The sequence below is a fragment of the Arthrobacter sp. I3 genome, from assembly GCF_000520575.1.
GTDB classification, from domain to species: domain Bacteria; phylum Actinomycetota; class Actinomycetes; order Actinomycetales; family Micrococcaceae; genus Arthrobacter; species Arthrobacter humicola_A.
Genome location: NZ_KI914954.1, coordinates 54065 through 72776 on the forward strand (window position 1 = coordinate 54065; position 18712 = coordinate 72776).

Below are 18712 nucleotides of genomic sequence, written 5' to 3' on the forward strand. Positions count from 1 at the left end.
AAGCCAATCCTTCCAAGCTCCGGAGCTCCGGCCACCGGGGCCCGGAGGGAACGAAAAAAGCCCCTCCGGAGAGGGGCTTTTTTCGTCATATTTCTGAGGGGACGACGGGAATCGAACCCGCGTAATCAGTTTGGAAGACTGAGGCTTTACCATTAAGCTACGTCCCCGGGGATCTCACTGGAACTCCAGTAAAACTTCCGGGCGGCTGTTCAAGCCGGATACAACTAAACCCAATTCAAGGCCCCGGTGTCAAATGTGCAATTCGGCACAGTATGACCGTAGACTGTTCTGTGCACTTACGGGGTGTAGCTCAGCTTGGCTAGAGCGCCTGCTTTGGGAGCAGGAAGTCGCAGGTTCAAATCCTGTCACCCCGACTCTGCAAGCACTGCCAGCACGTGGCAATGCAGAACCCCATACCCCCCACACCAGGAGTACTTAGACTGTGAAGAGCGCTGTCGAGAACCTCACCCCCACGCGGGTCAAGCTCAATGTTGAGGTCCCCTTTGAGGAATTGAAGCCCAGCATCGCAGAGGCATACAAGACTGTTGCTTCGCAGATCCAGGTCCCCGGTTTCCGCAAGGGCAAGGTCCCCTCCAAGCTCATTGACCAGCGCGTTGGCCGCGGCTACGTCCTGGAGACGGCCATCAACGAGGGCCTCAACGGCTGGTACCAGGCCGCCGTGCAGGAAACCGGCATCCGCCCCCTGAGCCGTCCCGAGGTCGAGATCACCGAGGTTCCGGACCCGTCCGCCACCGACGGCGAGCTCAAGTTCCACGCCGAGGTTGACATCCGCCCCGAGATCGAACTGCCCGATTACGCAGGCATCAAGGTTGAGGTCGCCGCCGCCGAGTCCTCCGACGCCGACGTCGACAAGGCCCTGGACGAGCTCCGCGGCCGCTTCGGCACGCTGAAGTCTGTGGACCGCCCGGCCGCCGATGGCGACTTCCTGACGATCGACATCGCAGCCTCGATCGACGGTGCCGATGTTGACTCCGCTTCCGGCCTGTCCTACCAGGTTGGCGCCGGCACCATGCTCGAAGGCCTCGACGAGGCCGTCACCGGCCTCAGCGCCGACGAGGACGCCATCTTTGACACCACGCTGGTCGGCGGCGAGCACGCCGGCGAGTCCGCTCAGGTCAAGGTCACCGTCAAGGCCGTCAAGGAGCGCGAGCTCCCTGTCGCCGACGACGACTTCGCCCAGCTCGCCAGCGAATTCGACACCCTGGCCGAACTCCGTGAGGACCTGGCTAAGCAGGCCGCCGAGTCCAAGGTTGTTGACCAGGGCGTCGAGGCCCGCGACAAGGTCCTGGACAAGCTCGTTGAGCTCGTCGAGGTGCCCGTCCCGGCGTCGATCGTCGAAGAGCAGCTCGAGCAGCACTTCAACGCCGAAAACGCCCACGGTGAAGGCGAGCACGACACCGAGGAGCACCGCGCCGAGGTCAAGGCCAACACCGAGCGCGCCTTCCAGAACGAGATCATCCTCGACGCCATCGCGGAGAAGGAAGAAGTCAACGTCAGCCAGAACGAGCTGATCGACTACATCGTCACCACCGCCAGCCAGTACGGCATGGACCCGAACCAGTTCGCCCAGATCATCGATCAGAGCGGCCAGGTGCCCATGATGGTTTCCGAGGTCCGCCGCCGCAAGGCACTGGCCGTTGTGCTGGGCCAGGCCGAGGTCACCGACTCCGAGGGCAACAAGGTTGACCTGAGCGACTTCGTCCGCCCCGGCGACGAAGCCGCCCCGGCCGCCGAGACCGTTGAGGACGAAGCAGCTTCGGCAGAAGCCGGCACCGAGGCCACGCCGAGCGATGACCCCGCAGCAGTGAAGTTCTAGCAGTCACTGAGACGTAGAACAGTGGGCCCCCGGATCACCGATCCGGGGGTCGACTGTTTTAAGCCCCGCCTGCAGCCATGCCCGGCCGGCACGGTCTGTTCGGGAGCCGGGAAGGGCCCGCATCCAGGACCCGGCTCGCGGGGTCCCGGCAATCGTGCGCCGTCAGCGAACAGCCCGGCACCAGCGAACAAAGCGGGCCTGAAAACGGTTAGTGTCGCTGTAGGAAAGTTCAGTGATGTCGTCCAGTGGCGTCACCGTCGCCAGCGAGAGGTAAGTACATATGTCACAGCAAGCAGGGGCACCCCGGATGGCCACGGTCGATCCGGCAGCCCAGGATAACTACATTTACAACCGCCTGCTGAAAGAGCGCATCATCTGGCTCGGCTCCGAGGTCCGCGACGATAACGCCAACGCGATCTGCTCCCAGCTGCTGCTGCTCTCGGCGGAGAATCCTGAAAGGGACATCTACCTTTACATCAACTCACCCGGCGGCTCCGTCACCGCCGGCATGGCCATCTACGACACCATGCAGTTCATCCCGAACGATGTTGTCACGGTTGCCACCGGCCTCGCCGCGTCCATGGGCCAGTTCCTGCTCTCCTCCGGCACCAAGGGCAAGCGCTACGCCACCCCCAACGCCCGCATCCTCATGCACCAGCCCTCCGGCGGCATCGGCGGCACGGCGTCGGACATCAAGATCCAGGCCGAGCTGATCCTGCACATGAAGAAGGTCATGGCCGAGCTGACCGCCGACCAGACTGGCCAGAGTGTGGACACCATCCTCAAGGACAACGACCGCGACAAGTGGTTCACGGCCCCGGAAGCCCTCGAATACGGCTTCTTCGACAAGATCGCGGCACATGCCGGATCCGTGGCAGGCGGCGGCGGAACCAACGCCAACGGCTCCGGAAACAGCGGCGGCGCTGCGACAGCCACCGAGAACTGACCGGCAGGTAGACAGCAATGAATTCAGGAGCAATGAACATGAACTACAACTTCGGTTCGACTGCCGGCAACCTGCCGAGCAGCCGCTACGTGCTGCCCCAGTTCGAAGAGCGCACCCCCTACGGCTTCAAGCGCCAGGACCCGTACACCAAGCTGTTCGAGGACCGCATCATCTTCCTCGGCGTCCAGGTCGACGACGCCTCGGCCGACGACGTCATGGCCCAGCTGCTGGTGCTCGAGTCCACCGACCCGGACCGCGACATCACGCTCTACATCAACTCGCCTGGCGGTTCCTTCACCGCCATGACCGCGATCTACGACACCATGACGTACATCCGGCCCGAGATCCAGACCGTCTGCCTCGGCCAGGCGGCCAGCGCCGCCGCCGTGCTGCTCGCGGCCGGCACGCCGGGCAAGCGCCTCGCGCTGCCGAACGCCCGCGTACTGATCCACCAGCCTTCGCTGTCCGGCGGACAGGGCGGGCAGGCCTCGGACCTCGAGATCCAGGCCGCCGAGGTCATGCGCATGCGCTCCTGGCTCGAGGACACGCTGGCCAAGCACTCCGGCCGGACGCCTGAGCAGGTCAACAACGACATTGAGCGGGACAAGATCCTCACGGCCGCCGAGGCCATGCAGTACGGCCTCATTGACCAGGTCCTCGATTCCCGCAAGATCAAGCCCCAGGCAATCGCGCGCTAATCAGCAATCTGCGGCGCCGGTGCGGCATTTTTACTTGGCCGCACCGGCGTCCGCTTTCCACCCAACGGGCCCAAAGTGACCTAGAGTGGAACATGTCACAGCCAGCAGCAAGCTACTAAAGGGGTTCACACATGGCTCGGATTGGCGAGAGCACAGATCTGCTGAAGTGTTCTTTCTGCGGAAAGAGCCAGAAGCAGGTCCGCAAGCTCATTGCCGGGCCCGGCGTCTACATCTGCGACGAGTGCATCGAACTCTGCAACGAGATCATCGAAGAGGAACTCGCGGAAGTAGCTGACCTGGGCAGTTTCGAGCTGCCCAAGCCCCGCGAAATCTTTGATTTCCTGCAGGAATACGTGATTGGCCAGGAACCCGCCAAGCGTTCGCTCGCCGTCGCGGTGTACAACCACTACAAGCGGATCCAGGCTGGCCACGCGCCGAAGAGCGGCAGCCTCGCCGACGGCGTGCACCACGACGACGTCGAGATCGCCAAGTCCAACATCTTGCTGATCGGACCCACCGGCTGCGGCAAGACCTACCTGGCCCAAACCCTCGCCCGCCGCCTCAACGTCCCGTTTGCCGTCGCCGACGCCACGGCCCTGACCGAGGCCGGCTACGTCGGTGAGGACGTTGAGAACATCCTCCTCAAACTTATCCAGGCCGCCGACTATGACGTCAAAAAGGCCGAGCAGGGCATCATCTACATCGATGAGATCGACAAGATCTCACGCAAGAGCGAGAATCCTTCCATTACCCGGGACGTTTCGGGGGAGGGCGTGCAGCAGGCGCTCTTGAAAATCCTAGAGGGCACGGTGGCCTCGGTCCCGCCGCAGGGCGGACGCAAGCACCCGCACCAGGAATTCATCCAGATCGACACCACCAACGTGCTCTTCATCGTGGCCGGCGCCTTCGCGGGGCTCGAGGACATCATCGGTTCGCGGTCCGGGCGCAAGGGCATCGGCTTCGGCGCCCCGCTCAACGAGGTCAAGAACACCACGGATTCCTACGGCGAGGTCATGCCGGAAGACCTGCTCAAGTTCGGGCTGATCCCGGAGTTCATCGGCCGGTTGCCCGTCATCACCACCGTCTCCAACCTGGACCGCGCCGCGCTCATCCAGATTCTCTCGACGCCGAAGAATGCCCTCGTCAAGCAGTATCAGAAGATGTTCCAGCTCGACGGCGTCGAGCTCATCTTCGAGGACGAGGCCCTCAACACCATTGCCGACCAGGCGCTGGAGCGAGGCACCGGAGCCCGGGGGCTGCGCGCCATCATGGAGGAAGTCCTGCTTCCGGTCATGTTCGACCTCCCCAGCCGCGACGACGTCGCCAGCGTCGTGATCACCGAACAGGTCGTGACCAAGAAGGCAGCGCCCACGATGATCGCCCACGACGAGGTCAAACGGCGCAAGTCCGCCTGATCCGGAATATTATCGCGGCCAAGGTCGCTGTAATCTTTAGCGCGCCGTGTGCGTGATCCGCCCCGGCGCTTTCCCCGCAGACTTCCCTAAGGAGAACACCTGTGTCTGAAACCATGACCAACAAAGCCGACTTCTGGTTCGACCCGATGTGCCCCTTCGCCTGGGTCACCTCCCGCTGGATCGGCGAAGTCGAAGAAGTCCGTGACATCAAGACCGAGTGGCATGTCATGAGCCTCGCCGTGCTCAATGAGGGCCGCGAGGAACTGCCCGAGCAGTACCGCGAGTTCATGAAGAAGGCGTGGGCTCCGGTCCGCGTCATCACCGCCGCCGCTGAACAGCACGGTGCCGAATACATCAAGGCGCTCTATGACTCCATGGGCACCAAGATCCACAACGAAGGCATCAAGGACATCGACGAGGTCATCGCCAAGTCGCTGGCCGAGGCCGGACTGCCGGCCGAGCTTGCGGGCGCGGGCCAGAGCGACGAATTTGATGCAAAGCTGCGCGCCAGCCACGAGGCAGGCATCTCGCTGGTCGGTCAGGACGTGGGCACACCTGTCGTCGCCTTCAACGGCACGGCCTTCTTCGGCCCGGTTCTGACGCGTATCCCGCGCGGCGAGGAAGCAGGACAGATCTGGGACGCCACGGTGACCCTGGCATCCTTCCCGTACTTCTTCGAAATCAAGCGCAGCCGTACCGAAAGCCCGGTCTTTAACTAGGCCTGAACACGCCGGGCCGGGCCGCTGCCCGGCCTCCCGGGAGCCCCGGCAGAACTACTCTGTTGTAGTTCTGCCGGGGCTCTTGTGCACAGCAGGCCGGGGGACAACAATAGAACTTACCCACTTCGAAAGAAGAGGGACGCAGGAACCAAAGATTCAGTGACACTCATCCGACGCAGCCTTCGGCAAAGTCAGATGATGGCTACCAGTGACGAGGTAGGAAGACCTGAAAGTCTAAGGATCCCGCCAGATTGTCTAAGACGTCACGTGACAATCGAAAAGTCGAAGCCCCACCAACCGCTAAACGCTGATGGGGCTTCCCCTTTGCCCAAAAACACCTTGCCCAAAAACAGTGGGCCCAATAACGCCGTCCAAGGACGCTTCCCCGGGTGCAGCGTGGGCATTGTGCAGGTGCGCACGACCCGGGGCGGGTCATGCGCACCTGAGGGTGCCAGGGGACTGGCTCCGTGGTGTCAGTCGCGGCGGTCCTCCCGGCGGTCGCCGCGGTCGTCACGGCGGTCTTCGCGCCGGTCGCCGCGACGGTTGATCCCGTGGGCGACGACAACGGCCCCGCCGACGGCGGCGGCGGTCCTGCGTCTGCGTCGTGCTGCCAGTGGCATGTCAGGCTCCTTCTATCGCTTCTTCAGAGGACTGGTCTTCAGCGTCGGCCTGGAAGGCGGCGATGACGGCCTGGGTCGGGATCCGGCCGCTGGCCACGAGTTGGCCGCCGGCCTTGCGGACTGCCGTGCCGAACGGAGCCGCCCACAGGTTCTCCCAGACGAGCACCGCGGCGGAGTGGCCGGGCGCGATCGTCTCGGCCAGGTCCATGACATCCTGCTCAGAGAGCACCATGGCCAGGTCGGCCTCGGCCGTGCGCACCTCGCCGAGCTCGCTCGGGTCGAGGTCGGAGATCTCCGCCGTCTCGAGTGTGCCGTCTTCCATCTTCCTCAGGAACACCATGTCGAGCACCCTGACGAGGTCACGCTGGACCAGGTCCTCCAGGAACGGGGCGATCTGGCCCTTGCCGAAATCGGGTCCGGGGAATTCAACGACGATCCAGTCGACCGGCCCCAGTTCATCGAGTGTCTCAGTCATGCGTATGACCTCCGCTTCTTCTTGGGGTTCAAGGCGATCCGACGGACCGCTGCACCTTCATTCTGTGCCCCCGGTGAGGTGCGGCGCCTCACCCGTGCCGGGTGACCTCACGCCTCAGCGATAGGACTTGCTTGTGCTGCCCCGGGTTCCGGGCCGAAGGAACAAGCCCGGCGTCCCGGCTGTTGCTTCCAATGACGGGGCGGCGGTCCCCGTGCCGTGATCTCCGGGCCACCCGCCCGGTTGTACCCGGTTTTGTCCTGTCCCCACCTGCGAACATTGGAGCGCCATGCCCGTTACAGCCCATCTCGACTTGAACGTCAAAGCCGAAGCCCTGCCCACGGCGCCCGCGGTGCTCCGCGATATTCTCTCCGATACGCGCGCCTTTGACGGCTGCCTCGGGGTCGACGTGCTGGTCGACAGCGAGGATCCGGCGCATTTTCTCGTGGTCGAACAGTGGGTATCGATGGAACACGATGCCGCCTATCGCGCCTGGCGCGCAGGCGACGGCGCGAGCGGGCTGGCAGAACTCCTGGCCGCCCCGCCGGTGCTGACGCACTTCGAGACGTCCTTCGCGGTCTGAGCCTCCCCGCGACGCCGAAGGGGCCCCGCCGGATCAGAATTGCTTCTCTGAACCGGACCGAGGGCCCCTTCGTGTTGTTTCCGCCGGAGACTACGCCTGGACGGGCCGCTCGGCAGGTGCCAGAACGACGTCGCTGACGGCCAGTTCACCCTCGCCGGCGACAAGCGCCAGTTCACGGGCGTTGGCCGCGGCCTTGAGGTCGGCGAGGCCGGCCTTGAGCTGGGTCGTGAGGGACTCCGAGGCCGTGATCGTCGCGGACAGCACCTCGGTGCGCTGCTTGACCTTGGCCTCGGACTTGGCCTTGCGGATGCCGCTGAGCGCGGTGCCGACCGTGGCCAGGAGCGTCGTGTCGCCGTCGACCGCGATGGCGGAAGGCCACTGGGCGCGGTGCACGGAACCGGTGCGCCACCAGCTCCAGACTTCCTCCGTGGCGAACGGCAGGAACGGCGCGAAGAGCCGCAGGAGGGTGTCCAGGCTCGTCGCGAGGGCGGCCAGCACGGACGCCTGCTGCTCCTCGCCGGCCGCACCGTAGGCACGGTCCTTGATGAGCTCCACGTAGTCGTCGGTGAAGTTCCAGAAGAAGCTCTCGGTGATCTGCAGCGCCCGGGCGTAGTCGTAGCCCTCGAATGCCTTGGTCGCCTGCTCGACGACGTCGGCGAGCTGGGCCAGGACGGCCCGGTCCAGCGGGTTGCTCAGCACGGACAGGTCGCCGGAGACGACCGAGTCCTCGGTGGCGCCCAGGTTCAGGACGAACTTGGAGGCGTTGAGCAGCTTGATGGCCAGGCGGCGGCCGATCTTCATCTGCGCGATCTCGTAGGCGGTGTCCGCGCCGAGCTTGGCCGAGGCAGCCCAGTAGCGCACAGCGTCGGAGCCGTACTCTTCCAGCACATCCGTGGGCACAATGACGTTGCCCTTGGACTTGGACATCTTCTTCCGGTCCGGGTCCAGGATCCAGCCGGAGATGGCTGCATGCTTCCACGGTGCGGTCTTCTGCAGCGCGTCGGCGCGGACGGCGGAGGAGAACAGCCAGGTCCGGATGATGTCATGGCCCTGCGGGCGCACGTCGAAGGGGTAGACCTTGGCGAAGAGCGCCTCGTCGGTGCTCCAGCCGCCCACAATCTGGGGGGTCAGGGAGGACGTGGCCCAGGTGTCGAGGACGTCCGCGTCGCCGGTGAAACCGCCGGGCACGTCGCGCTGGGCTTCCTCGTAGCCGGGGGCCGCATCCGCCGCGGTGTCCACGGGCAGCTGCGCATCCGACGGGACGATCGGCGCGTCGTATTCGGGGTTGCCGTCGGCATCCAGGGGGTACCAGACCGGTACCGGCACGCCGAAGAAGCGCTGGCGGGACACGAGCCAGTCGCCGTTGAGCCCCGAAATCCAGTTCTCGTAGCGGGAGCGCATGAACGCCGGGTGGAACTCGATCTCGTTGCCGCGGCCGATCAGCCGTTCGCGCCGGTCCTCGTCGCGGCCGCCGTTGCGGATGTACCACTGGCGCGAGGTGACCACCTCAAGCGGCTTGTCCCCCTTTTCGAAGAAGTTCACCGGGTGCATGATCTTCTTGGGCTCGCCGTCGAGCAGCTCCGCGCCGGCCAGGAGCTCCACCACGGACTCCTTGGCGCTGAATACCGTCTTGCCGGCGATGGCCGCGAAGTTGGCGCGGCCTTCTTCGGTGGTGATCCACTCCGGGGTCTCGCCGATGATGCGGCCGTCGCGGCCCACGATCGCGCGGGTGGGCAGCTGCAGCTCGCGCCACCAGGTGACGTCGGTGAGGTCGCCGAAGGTGCAGACCATGGCGACGCCGGAGCCCTTGTCCGCCTTAGCCAGCGGGTGGGCCTTGACCTCTACCTCGACACCGAACAGGGGAGAGGTGACCTTCTTGCCGAACAGCGGCTTGTAGCGCTCGTCGTCGGGGTTGGCCACGAGCGCGGCGCAGGCGGCCAGCAGCTCGGGGCGGGTGGTCTCGATGAAGATCTTTTCGCCGTCTTCGGTGAAGAAGGGGTAGCGGTAGTAGGCGCCGGCGACCTCACGGTCCTCAAGCTCGGCCTGGGCCACGGCGGTGCGGAACGTGACATCCCACAGGGTGGGGGCCTCGGCCATGTACGCGTCGCCTGCTGCCAGGTTGGCCAGGAAGGCCCGCTGGGAGATGGCGCGGGACTTGTCATCGATCGTCCGGTAGGTCAGGTCCCAGTCCACGGACAGGCCCAGGGTCTGGAAGAGGTGCTCGAAGACCTTCTCGTCCTCGACCGCGAGCTCCTCGCAAAGCTCGATGAAGTTCTTGCGGGAGATGACGTCGAAGTCGCGCTGGTTCTTGGCGGGCTCGGCCGGGGGACGGTAGCCGGCGTCGTAGGCAATCGCGGGATCGCAGCGCACGCCGTAGTAGTTCTGCACGCGGCGCTCGGTGGGCAGGCCGTTGTCGTCCCATCCCATGGGGTAGAAGACGTTCATGCCGGTCATGCGCTGGTAGCGCGCCAGGACGTCGGTCTGCGTGTACGAGAACATGTGTCCGACGTGGAGGGATCCCGACGCCGTGGGCGGGGGAGTGTCGATCGAGTAGACCTGCTCCCGGGTGGTGTCCGGGTTGAACTTGTAGGTCCCTTCGTCAAGCCAGCGCCGCGTGAGCGCTTCTTCCAGCCCCTCCAGGGCGGGCTTGTCCGGAACGTTGATGGGGGCGGTGGTGGGCGTGTCTGTACCCTGATTGTCTTCAGCCATGGGTCAATTGTTGCAGTTCCTTACAGTCCGTTTCACCCAATCGCTACAGTCCGCTGCAGTAAATCGCACTATGCGAGGGCAAAACACTGGAATAGTGTCCAGCGGTATGGAGACGTCTGCCGGAACCTTTGCGGTCAAACGCATCTATGAGGACCCTTCCGACGACGACGGCTGCCGGGTCCTGGTGGACCGGCTCTGGCCGCGCGGAGTCAGCAAGGAACGGGCCCAACTAGAACTCTGGCTCAAGGACGTGGCGCCCTCCCCGCCGCTGCGCAAGGAATTCGGCCACATGCAGGAACGGTTCGCGGACTTCCGGGCGGCCTACGAAGCCGAGCTTGAGGTGAACCCGGCCGTGCAGACACTCCGGGACCTCGCGGCGGAGCACGGGAAAGTGACGCTGCTCTACGGCGCCCGGGACCCGGAGACCAACCATGCCCGGGTGCTGCAGGAGTTCCTCGAGCGGGGCAGCAACAGCAGGAAATGAGCCCGCCATTGCCGTTACTGTGGTCCCATGACTGAGGGAATCGACAACAACACACAAGAATTCACTGCAGCAGGAGCCAAAGCAGCAGTAGTCACCGGCGCCAGCACCGGAATCGGCGAGGCCACCGTGCGTGCGCTCCGCAAGGAAGGCTGGACCGTGTTCGCCGTCGCCCTTCCCACCGATGTGACCGACGACGTCGATGTGGCCCGGCTGCTCGATGAGGTGACCCGCGCCGGCGGCATCGACACGCTGATCAACATCGCCGGTGGTGCCCGCGGCGCCGACAAGGTTGCCGGGGCCAAGACCGAGGACTGGGAATGGATGTTCCAGGTCAACGTGCTCGGCAGCATGAAGCTGATCCGCGCATTCCTGCCCATGCTGCGCGCCTGCGGCGAGGGCACCGTGCTGAACCTGACCTCCACCGCCGGGCTCGCGGCCTATGAGGGCGGCGGTGGCTACAACGCGGCCAAGTTCGCCCAGCACGCCCTGACCGGCGCCTTGCGGCTCGAAGAGGCCGAGCACAACCTCCGCGTGATCGAGGTGGCCCCCGGCCTGGTGCAGACCGAGGAGTTCGCCCTGAACCGCCTCGGCGACCAGGACGCGGCGGCCAAGGTGTACCACGGAGTCGAGAAGCCACTGACGGCCGCCGACGTCGCCGATGTGGTCCGTTACGCCGTCGTGGCGCCGCACCACATCAACCTGGACCAGATCGTGATCCGCCCGGTGGCGCAGGCGGCCAACTACAAGCTGATCCGCAAGAACCAGTAGGGCGGGCCAAGGGCGGCGCGAGGGGCCGGGACGTCCGGTGGCGACACCGGACGTTCACCCTGGCGTGGTGCGGTGGTCAGGCTGCGCTGGTCCGGAGTTGGCCGTGGCGGGGCAAGGTGGCCCGTGCAACTGCACACCACCAGAGTGGAGAACTTTCCCATGCGAACCCCGACGAAGCTCGGCGCTGCCGTACTCAGCGCAGCCCTGCTCCTCACCGCCGCCGCCCAGGCAAACGCTGCCCAGGCCCACGCGGCAGACACGAACACCAACGGCCAGGACAACCACTTCGATCTCCAGGCCCACCGCGGCGGCATCGGCCTGACTGTCGAGTCAACGCTGGCGTCCTTCGCGAAGGGGATCGAGACCGGCGTCTCCACCCTCGAACTTGACCTCCAGATCACCAAAGACGGCCATGAGGTCATCACCCACGACCGCAAGATCAGCGGCCAGAAGTGCCTGGACACGGCTCCTGTCACGCCGAACGACCCCCAGTTCCCCTACGTCGGCAAGTACGTCAAGGACCTGACGTTCGCGCAGGTCCGCAGCCTGGACTGCGGCAGCCTCACGCTTCCCCAGTTCCCGGGCCAGGTGGCCTCGCCGGGCGCCAAGATGCCCACGCTGGCCGAGGTCTTCGCCCTGGCGGACTCCCACCGCGCCAGCCAGGTGAAGTTCAACATCGAAACCAAGGTCGAGGCAGGCGCGCCACAGGAAACGGCCCCGCGCGAGCAGTTCGTCGACGTCGCGCTCCGGGAAATTACGGCCGCCCACATGCAGAGCCGTGTCTCGATTGAGAGCTTCGACTGGGGCTCGTTGCGCCTGGTCCAACAGCGCGATCCCCAGATCCGCACCGTGGCCCTGACCAACAAGGACTTCCTCCAGGCAGGCCGGCCCGGCAAGTCGCCGTGGCTGGGCGGCATCGACGCCGATGACTTCGGCGGAGACCTCGTCGCCGCAGCCTCCTCCCTCGGCTTCGACGCCATCTCTCCGGTGCACGGCACGCCGCAGGACGGCGCCGTGACGGATCCGGGCTATGTTCCCTACGTCACCGCCGACATGGTCCGCCGTGCCCACGCGGCCGGCATGCAGGTCATCCCGTGGACCGTTGATGACAAGCCCACCATGCGGGCGCTCATCGGTGCCGGAGTGGACGGGCTGATCACGGATTACCCGGACCGGCTCCGGGACGTGATGGCCGAGTCCGGCATGAAACTGCCGCGCAGCTAGTCCGCCGCGGGGACGGACAGCGTGGCCAGGAGCGCCGCGTGGTCCGACCCGGCCACCGGCAGCACGGCATAGCCGCTGCTGTGCACCTGCGGGCCGGTCACGATGTGGTCGATGACCACGCCCGGCAACGGGGGACCGGCCATGGGCCAGGTCGGAACCAGGCGGGCCAGGGCCGCGGCGCCGGCATCGACGAGGGGGCCGCCCGGCCGGGTCCTGTCCTGGCCCTGAAGCATCTGCCGGAACTCGGCGTGGTCGAGGGTTGCGTTGAAGTCGCCCAGCAGCAGCATGTTGCCGGGACGGGCGGCAAGGCGGCCCAGGGCGGCCAATTCGCTCCGCCACTGCCCGGCCCGGCCCCACACGGGCGCCTTGGTGTGTACGTTGGTCACGGTGAGGGGGGCCTGCCGGCCGCCGGCGTCGAGCTCCAGTTGCACCGTGGGCATGTGGAAGGCGGAACCGTCCACGGAGTCCACCGGAATGATCGGGCGTGAGGAGTACACGGCGCCGCCGCCCGCGCCGTCCCGCGAGCGGCTGATCCGGTGCGGAAGCAGCGCGCCCAGCCCCTCCGCGTCCAGCCGTTTTTCCAGGTCCGGGGAGAGTTCCTGGACGGCAAGGAGCCCGACGCCGTTTTCACGCACCAGCCGGACAACTTCCGCGGCGTCCGCCTGGCCTTTCCAGGCGTTGAGGCTCATGACCTTCAGTTCGGCCGACGGCCGCTGTCCCGTGCCCTGTCCGATGGACTCTTCTTGTCCCTGCAAGGGCTCCGTCTGCCGGGCCAGAAGCCGGTCCGCCACCTGGTCCGGCGGGAACAGCCAGAGCAGCTGCAAGGCCAGGAGGGCGCCGGCCGGGAGGGCAAGCCAGGGACGGCGCGCCCGCAGCCCCAGCAGGAAGGCCGCGCCGGCGGGAAGCACGAACCAGGGTGTGAAGGCCACGAGTTGGACCACCGGGGCAGGCCACGGCGCCGGGACCGCCCGGAACACGGAGACCACGGCAACGGGCGCGGCGCAAAGGGCAGAGGACACGTGCCACCGGCGGCTGGCGCTGCGGCGCTTCACGGGTAGGCCCGGGGCGGCCGGGGGACGGTCATGGCATGAGTCTATGCAGTCGGACCGCCGGCGTCGCCCCCTGACAGCGGAGTTTGCCGCACCGGGAAACGCAGTGGCACTGAACGTCGCTGCAGCAGGGCAGTGAAACGCACTATTTTCTCCGGTACCATCGACGTAGCAGCTTTGACCCGGCCATCACCGGTGAGCTTCCGGAAGAACACCCTCGCGTGAGGTGGAGACTTAGTCGCCACTGTGCGTGCGCGGGCCAGTAGAACCGGACGGGTAAGCCCGTCATAGCAGTAATGAGCGGCCGACGCCGGTGCAGCACCCTTCGCGAAGGGGAGCGGACCGGCAGCGGTAAGTGAGGTGGTACCGCGGTCCGTGGTGTCGGAAGACAACAGGGCCGTCCTCGCATCCTGAATGCATGTGTTCACCAGCTCAACCCAGGATGTCGAGATGACTTATTACCCCAAGGCCTCCGCCTCAGGCGCCGGCTCCACCACCTCTGCGTCAAACGCAACTTCCAACGCAGTTTCCAACACCTCCCGTGTGTCTGCCTCCGTGAAGTTCCCGGAGATCGAAGAGCGCATCCTCAAGTACTGGGACCAGGACGGCACCTTCCAGGCGAGCATCGACCAGCGGGATGCTGGTCAGGACGGGTCCAACGAGTTCGTCTTCTACGACGGCCCGCCCTTCGCCAACGGCCTGCCGCACTACGGCCACCTCCTGACCGGCTACGCCAAAGACCTCGTGGGCCGCTACCAGACCCAGCGCGGCCGCCGCGTGGAGCGCCGCTTCGGCTGGGACACCCACGGCCTGCCCGCCGAGCTGGAAGCCATGAAGCAGCTGGGCATGACGGACAAGACCCAGATCGAGGCCATGGGCATCGACAAGTTCAACGACGCCTGCCGCGCCTCCGTCATGAAGTACGCCGACGAATGGAAGAGCTACGTCACCCGCCAGGCGCGCTGGGTGGACTTCGAAAACGACTACAAGACGCTCAACGTCGAGTACATGGAGTCCGTGCTCTGGGCCTTCAAGCAGCTGCACGAAAAGGGCCTGACCTACAACGGCTACCGCGTCTTGCCGTACTGCTGGAAGGACGAGACGCCGCTGTCCAACCATGAGCTGCGCATGGACGACGACGTCTACAAGAACCGCCAGGATCAGACCGTCACGGTCACGTTCCCCATCACGGCAGGGGACTCGGAGCTGTCCAGGCAGCTCGCCGGGGTACAGGCACTTGCCTGGACCACCACACCCTGGACGCTGCCCACCAACCTGGCGCTCGCCGTCGGGCCCGACATCAGCTACGTGGTCCTGCCGGCCGGCCCGCACGGGATCAAAGCCGCCGCGGCCGACGCCCCCGTCACGGGCAGCTTCCTGCTCGCCGCGGACCTCCTGGCCGCCTACGCCAAGGACCTCGGCTACGGCGACGGGGCCGAGGGCGCCGCCGCCGCGGAGGCCGCCATCACCTCCCGCCACACCGGCGCCGAGCTCAACGGCTTGAGCTATGAGCCGCTTTGGGACTATTTCCACGACGCCGAAAAGTACGGCACCGAGAACGCCTGGCGCTTCCTCGTGGCCGACTACGTCACCACCACCGACGGCACCGGCATCGTCCACCAGGCCCCCGCCTACGGCGAAGACGACCAGAAGATCTGTGAAGAGGCCGGCATCCCCGTGGTCCTCTCGGTCGACGAAGGCGCAAAGTTCCTGCCGCTCTTCGGCCACGGCGACCTCGCCGAAATCGCCGGGCTGCAGGTGTTCGAGGCCAACAAGCCCATCACCCAGGTGCTCCGCGCCCAGGGCCGCCTGGTCCGCCAGGCCAGCTACGAGCACAGCTACCCGCACTGCTGGCGCTGCCGCAACCCTTTGATCTACCGCGCCGTGTCCTCCTGGTACGTCGAGGTCACCAAGTTCAAGGACCGCATGTCCGAGCTCAACCAGGACATCAACTGGATCCCGGGCAACGTCAAGGACGGCCAGTTCGGCAAGTGGCTCGCCAATGCCCGCGACTGGTCCATCAGCCGCAACCGCTACTGGGGCAGCCCGATCCCCGTCTGGCAGTCCACCGACCCGGACTACCCGCGCACCGATGTTTACGGCTCCCTGGCCGAGATCGAGGCCGACTTCGGCCGCCTGCCGCTGAACAAGGCCGGCCAGGTGGACCTGCACCGGCCGTTCATCGACGAGCTCACCCGCCCGAATCCGGATGACCCGCGCACCCCGGAAGAGGGCCAGTCCGTGATGCGCCGCGTCGAGGACGTCCTGGACGTCTGGTTCGATTCAGGTTCCATGCCCTACGGCCAGGTCCACTACCCGTTCCAGAATGAGGAATGGTTCGACACGCACAACCCGGCGGACTTCATCGTCGAGTACATCGGCCAGACCCGCGGCTGGTTCTACATGCTGCACATCCTTTCCACCGCACTGTTCGACCGTCCGGCCTTCCGGAACGTCATCAGCCACGGCATCGTGCTGGGTTCGGACGGGCAGAAGATGTCCAAGAGCCTGCGCAACTACCCGGACGTCTCCGAGGTCCTGGACCGCGACGGCTCCGACGCCATGCGCTGGTTCCTGATGTCCAGCCCGATCCTGCGCGGCGGCAACCTCGTGGTCACCGAGCAGGGGATCCGCGACGGCGTCCGCCAGGTCATCCTGCCGCTGTGGAACGTGTACAGCTTCTTCACGCTGTACACGAACGCTTCCAACGCAGATGGAGGACAAGCGAAGGGCTACGACGCCAAGCTCCGCTACGACGGCTACGCCGACACCCTTGACCAGTACCTCATGGCCAACACCGGGGACCTGGTCCGGAACATGACCGCCCAGCTGGACAGCTACGACATCTCCGGCGCCTGCGACGAGCTGCGCAGCTACCTGGACATGCTCACGAACTGGTACGTCCGCCGCAGCCGCCAGCGCTTCTTCGACGAGAGTGTGGACGCCTTCGATGCGCTCTACACCGCGCTGGAGACCGTCACCCGCGTGGCCGCCTCCCTGCTGCCGCTGATCTCCGAGGAGATCTGGCGTGGCCTCACCGGCGGGCGTTCCGTCCACCTGGCCGACTGGCCGGATGCCGGACTGTTCCCGGCCAACCCGGGCCTGGTCGAGGCGATGGACCGGGTGCAGCAGATCTGCTCCACCGGCTCCTCGCTGCGCAAGGCCGCGAACCTGCGCGTGCGCCTGCCGCTGCAGGAACTCACGGTCGTGGCACCGGGCGCGGACGCGCTGGGCGGCTTCGCCGCCGTCGTCGCCGATGAACTGAACCTGCGCTCGGTCCGCCTGCTGGACGCCGAGAACGCCTCCCCGGAGGAGTTCGGCATCGAGCAGAAGCTCGTGGTCAATGCCCGGGCCGCCGGCCCGCGCCTGGGCAAGAACGTCCAGCAGGCCATCAAGGGCTCCAAGTCCGGCGACTGGTCGGTCAGCGACGCCGGGGTGGTCACCGCCGGCGGCCTCGACCTCGAACCGCAGGAGTACACCCTGGAAACCGTCGTGGCCGAGGCCGCGGAAGGCGAAGGATCCCGCGCAGCGGCGGTCCTGCCCGGCGGCGGGTTCGTGGTCCTCAACACCGAGGTCACCCCGGAGCTGGAAGCCGAGGGCATGGCCCGTGACATGGTCCGCGCCATCCAGCAGGCCCGCAAGGACGCCGGACTCAATGTCAGCGACCGGATCAGCACGTCCGTCACGGCGAAGCAGGACGTCGTCGAGGCGCTGCTGGCCAACGCGGAGCTGGTCAAGACCGAAACCCTGACCGTCGAGCTGGAAACCCTGGCGGCCGACATCAAGGACCCGCAGGTCAGCGTTGCCAAGAAAGTTGGAGCCTAAACCATGACCGATGAATTCTCCGTTGAAAGCGTCTACGCCGAGCTGCTGGGCCGGGCGCCGGAAAACAAGATGGAGCCGCGGCTCGCCCCGCTGCACCGGGCCATGGAAATCCTGGGGGAGCCGAACAAGGCGTTCCCGATCATCCACGTCACCGGCACCAACGGCAAGACCTCCACGGCCCGGATGATCGAGGCCGGGCTGCGCGCCCACGGCCTGAGCACCGGCCGGTACACGAGCCCGCACCTGTCCAAGGTCACCGAGCGGATCAGCATCGACGGCGCCCCGGTGCCGGATGAGACGTTCGTCCGGATCTGGGACGAGATCCGTCCCTACCTGCAGATCGTGGACGGCGAACTCGAGGCGGCGGGCGAGCCCCGGCTGACCTACTTCGAGTGCCTGACCATCCTGGGCTTCGCGGTCTTCGCTGACCAGCCGGTCAACGTCGCCGTGATCGAAGTGGGCCTGGGCGGCATCACCGACGCCACGAACGTCGGCGACGGCCAGGTGGCCGTCGTCACCCCGATCTCCCTGGACCACACCGATCTGCTGGGCGACACCACCGGGGACATCGCCTACGAGAAGGCCGGCATCATCAAGCCCGGCAGCTTCCTCATCAGCGCGGCGCAGCCGGTCGACGCGGCCCAGGTCCTGCTGGAGAAGGCCAAGGAAGTCAACGTGCCGTTCCGCTTCGAGGGCGTGGAGTTCGGCGTCGAATCCCGCACCGTCGCGGTCGGCGGCCAGATGGTCACCATCCAGGGCATCGCCGGACGCTACGAGGACCTGCTGGTGCCGCTGCACGGCGCGCACCAGGCCGAGAACGCCGCCGTCGCCATTGCCGCGCTGGAAGCGTTCTTTGGCGGGGAAAAGGCGATCGACGCCGAGATCCTGCAGGAGGCCTTCGCCTCCGTCACCTCCCCGGGACGGCTTGAGGTGGTCCGCACCGCGCCGACCATCATCGTGGACGCCGCCCACAACCCGGAGGGCATCCGGGTCTCCGCCGAGGCCATCCACGAGGCCTTCAACTTCACCAAGCTCGTGGTGGTGGTCGGCGTGCTGCGGGAAAAGGACGCCGAGGAGATCCTGCGCCAGCTCAAGGAATCCCTCGGCGGCCTCGCCACCGAATACTGCTTCACCCAGTCCAACTCGCCCCGGGCCGTCCCGGCCGAGGACCTGGCCGAAATCGCGGTTGACCTGGGCTTCGGCGAGGAGAACATCCACGTCGCCGGGAAGCTCGATGACGCCCTCGAATGGGCCGTGGAACGGGCCGAAGCCGACGACGAGCCCGCCGGCGGGGTCCTCGTGACCGGTTCCATCACGCTCGTCGCGGACGCCCGGATCCTGCTCGGAAAGGCGGACGCGTAAG

At 66.2% G+C, this 18712-nt stretch carries 15 protein-coding genes and 2 tRNA genes; 12 read left to right on the forward strand and 5 right to left on the reverse strand.

Features of this window, described 5'->3' with window-relative positions:
• Positions 1–96: 96 nt before the first annotated feature.
• Positions 97–167 (reverse strand) — tRNA-Gly (locus Y706_RS0119040).
• Positions 168–299: 132 nt separating this feature from the next.
• On the opposite strand from Y706_RS0119040, the gene Y706_RS0119045 reads away from it, so the two are divergent.
• From Y706_RS0119045 to Y706_RS0119070, 6 genes are all read left to right on the forward strand, one after another.
• Positions 300–374, forward strand: a tRNA-Pro gene (locus Y706_RS0119045).
• Positions 375–442: 68 nt separating this feature from the next.
• A complete protein-coding gene (tig, locus tag Y706_RS0119050) occupies positions 443–1837 on the forward strand; it encodes a trigger factor (RefSeq protein WP_028277847.1) in 1395 nt (464 codons plus the stop codon).
• 307 nt (positions 1838–2144) lie between these two features.
• On the forward strand, positions 2145–2783 hold the full coding sequence (locus Y706_RS0119055; protein ID WP_028277848.1) for an ATP-dependent Clp protease proteolytic subunit: 639 nt from the start codon (positions 2145–2147) through the stop codon (positions 2781–2783).
• Positions 2784–2821: 38 nt separating this feature from the next.
• Positions 2822–3481, forward strand: a complete 660-nt coding sequence (locus Y706_RS0119060; RefSeq protein ID WP_026266422.1) for an ATP-dependent Clp protease proteolytic subunit — start codon at positions 2822–2824, stop codon at positions 3479–3481.
• Between the two features lie 131 nt (positions 3482–3612).
• Positions 3613–4896: an ATP-dependent Clp protease ATP-binding subunit ClpX gene (gene clpX / locus Y706_RS0119065; protein ID WP_028277849.1), complete on the forward strand. Its 1284-nt coding sequence runs from the start codon at positions 3613–3615 to the stop codon at positions 4894–4896.
• A 101-nt stretch (positions 4897–4997) separates the two neighbouring features.
• Complete coding sequence (locus tag Y706_RS0119070; RefSeq protein WP_028277850.1) at positions 4998–5615, forward strand: mycothiol-dependent nitroreductase Rv2466c family protein; 618 nt, start codon at positions 4998–5000, stop codon at positions 5613–5615.
• A gap of 473 nt (positions 5616–6088) precedes the next feature.
• On the opposite strand, the gene Y706_RS28965 is transcribed toward Y706_RS0119070, so the two are convergent.
• Positions 6089–6235 (reverse strand): hypothetical protein, encoded by a 147-nt coding sequence (locus tag Y706_RS28965; RefSeq protein ID WP_155855732.1) that lies wholly within the window; start codon positions 6233–6235, stop codon positions 6089–6091.
• Position 6236: 1 nt separating this feature from the next.
• Entirely contained in the window at positions 6237–6710 is a 474-nt protein-coding gene (locus Y706_RS0119080; protein WP_028277851.1) for a DUF6325 family protein, read from the reverse strand.
• A 286-nt stretch (positions 6711–6996) separates the two neighbouring features.
• On the opposite strand from Y706_RS0119080, the gene Y706_RS0119085 reads away from it, so the two are divergent.
• On the forward strand, positions 6997–7290 hold the full coding sequence (locus tag Y706_RS0119085; RefSeq protein WP_028277852.1) for a putative quinol monooxygenase: 294 nt from the start codon (positions 6997–6999) through the stop codon (positions 7288–7290).
• A gap of 90 nt (positions 7291–7380) precedes the next feature.
• Here Y706_RS0119085 and valS read toward each other — a convergent pair whose 3' ends face one another.
• Complete coding sequence (valS, locus tag Y706_RS0119090; protein ID WP_028277853.1) at positions 7381–9999, reverse strand: valine--tRNA ligase; 2619 nt, start codon at positions 9997–9999, stop codon at positions 7381–7383.
• Positions 10000–10105: 106 nt separating this feature from the next.
• Here valS and Y706_RS0119095 point away from each other — a divergent pair, with 106 nt between their 5' ends.
• The 3 genes from Y706_RS0119095 to Y706_RS0119105 all read left to right on the forward strand — a co-directional run bounded on the left by Y706_RS0119095 (position 10106) and on the right by Y706_RS0119105 (position 12475).
• Positions 10106–10483 (forward strand): DUF488 domain-containing protein, encoded by a 378-nt coding sequence (locus Y706_RS0119095; protein WP_028277854.1) that lies wholly within the window; start codon positions 10106–10108, stop codon positions 10481–10483.
• Between the two features lie 27 nt (positions 10484–10510).
• Positions 10511–11251 carry an SDR family oxidoreductase gene (locus tag Y706_RS0119100; protein ID WP_028277855.1) on the forward strand — a complete coding sequence of 247 codons (741 nt, stop codon included), beginning with the start codon at positions 10511–10513 and terminating at the stop codon, positions 11249–11251.
• Positions 11252–11410: 159 nt separating this feature from the next.
• Complete coding sequence (locus tag Y706_RS0119105; protein ID WP_028277856.1) at positions 11411–12475, forward strand: glycerophosphodiester phosphodiesterase; 1065 nt, start codon at positions 11411–11413, stop codon at positions 12473–12475.
• On the opposite strand, the gene Y706_RS0119110 is transcribed toward Y706_RS0119105, so the two are convergent.
• Complete coding sequence (locus tag Y706_RS0119110) at positions 12472–13494, reverse strand: endonuclease/exonuclease/phosphatase family protein (protein WP_028277857.1); 1023 nt, start codon at positions 13492–13494, stop codon at positions 12472–12474. The two genes, Y706_RS0119105 and Y706_RS0119110, sit on opposite strands and share 4 nt — an antisense overlap.
• Positions 13495–13974: 480 nt before the next feature.
• On the opposite strand from Y706_RS0119110, the gene ileS reads away from it, so the two are divergent.
• Together ileS and Y706_RS0119120 are read left to right on the forward strand one after the other, a co-directional pair.
• Positions 13975–17349 (forward strand): isoleucine--tRNA ligase, encoded by a 3375-nt coding sequence (gene ileS / locus Y706_RS0119115; RefSeq protein WP_028277858.1) that lies wholly within the window; start codon positions 13975–13977, stop codon positions 17347–17349.
• 3 nt (positions 17350–17352) lie between these two features.
• On the forward strand, positions 17353–18711 hold the full coding sequence (locus Y706_RS0119120) for a bifunctional folylpolyglutamate synthase/dihydrofolate synthase (RefSeq protein ID WP_028277859.1): 1359 nt from the start codon (positions 17353–17355) through the stop codon (positions 18709–18711).
• Position 18712 lies beyond the last annotated feature (1 nt).

Excerpts from the sequence above, each read along its gene's own strand:
- Y706_RS0119055 (WP_028277848.1), top strand. The coding sequence starts at position 2,145 with ATGGCCACGGTCGATCCGGCAGCCCAGGATAACTACATTTACAACCGC.
- Y706_RS0119060 (WP_026266422.1), top strand. The coding sequence starts at position 2,822 with ATGAACTACAACTTCGGTTCGACTGCCGGCAACCTGCCGAGCAGCCGC.
- clpX (WP_028277849.1), top strand. The coding sequence starts at position 3,613 with ATGGCTCGGATTGGCGAGAGCACAGATCTGCTGAAGTGTTCTTTCTGC.
- Y706_RS28965 (WP_155855732.1), bottom strand. The coding sequence starts at position 6,235 with ATGCCACTGGCAGCACGACGCAGACGCAGGACCGCCGCCGCCGTCGGC.
- Y706_RS0119080 (WP_028277851.1), bottom strand. The coding sequence starts at position 6,710 with ATGACTGAGACACTCGATGAACTGGGGCCGGTCGACTGGATCGTCGTT.
- Y706_RS0119085 (WP_028277852.1), top strand. The coding sequence starts at position 6,997 with ATGCCCGTTACAGCCCATCTCGACTTGAACGTCAAAGCCGAAGCCCTG.
- valS (WP_028277853.1), bottom strand. The coding sequence starts at position 9,999 with ATGGCTGAAGACAATCAGGGTACAGACACGCCCACCACCGCCCCCATC.
- Y706_RS0119095 (WP_028277854.1), top strand. The coding sequence starts at position 10,106 with ATGGAGACGTCTGCCGGAACCTTTGCGGTCAAACGCATCTATGAGGAC.
- Y706_RS0119100 (WP_028277855.1), top strand. The coding sequence starts at position 10,511 with ATGACTGAGGGAATCGACAACAACACACAAGAATTCACTGCAGCAGGA.
- Y706_RS0119105 (WP_028277856.1), top strand. The coding sequence starts at position 11,411 with ATGCGAACCCCGACGAAGCTCGGCGCTGCCGTACTCAGCGCAGCCCTG.
- ileS (WP_028277858.1), top strand. The coding sequence starts at position 13,975 with ATGACTTATTACCCCAAGGCCTCCGCCTCAGGCGCCGGCTCCACCACC.
- Y706_RS0119120 (WP_028277859.1), top strand. The coding sequence starts at position 17,353 with ATGACCGATGAATTCTCCGTTGAAAGCGTCTACGCCGAGCTGCTGGGC.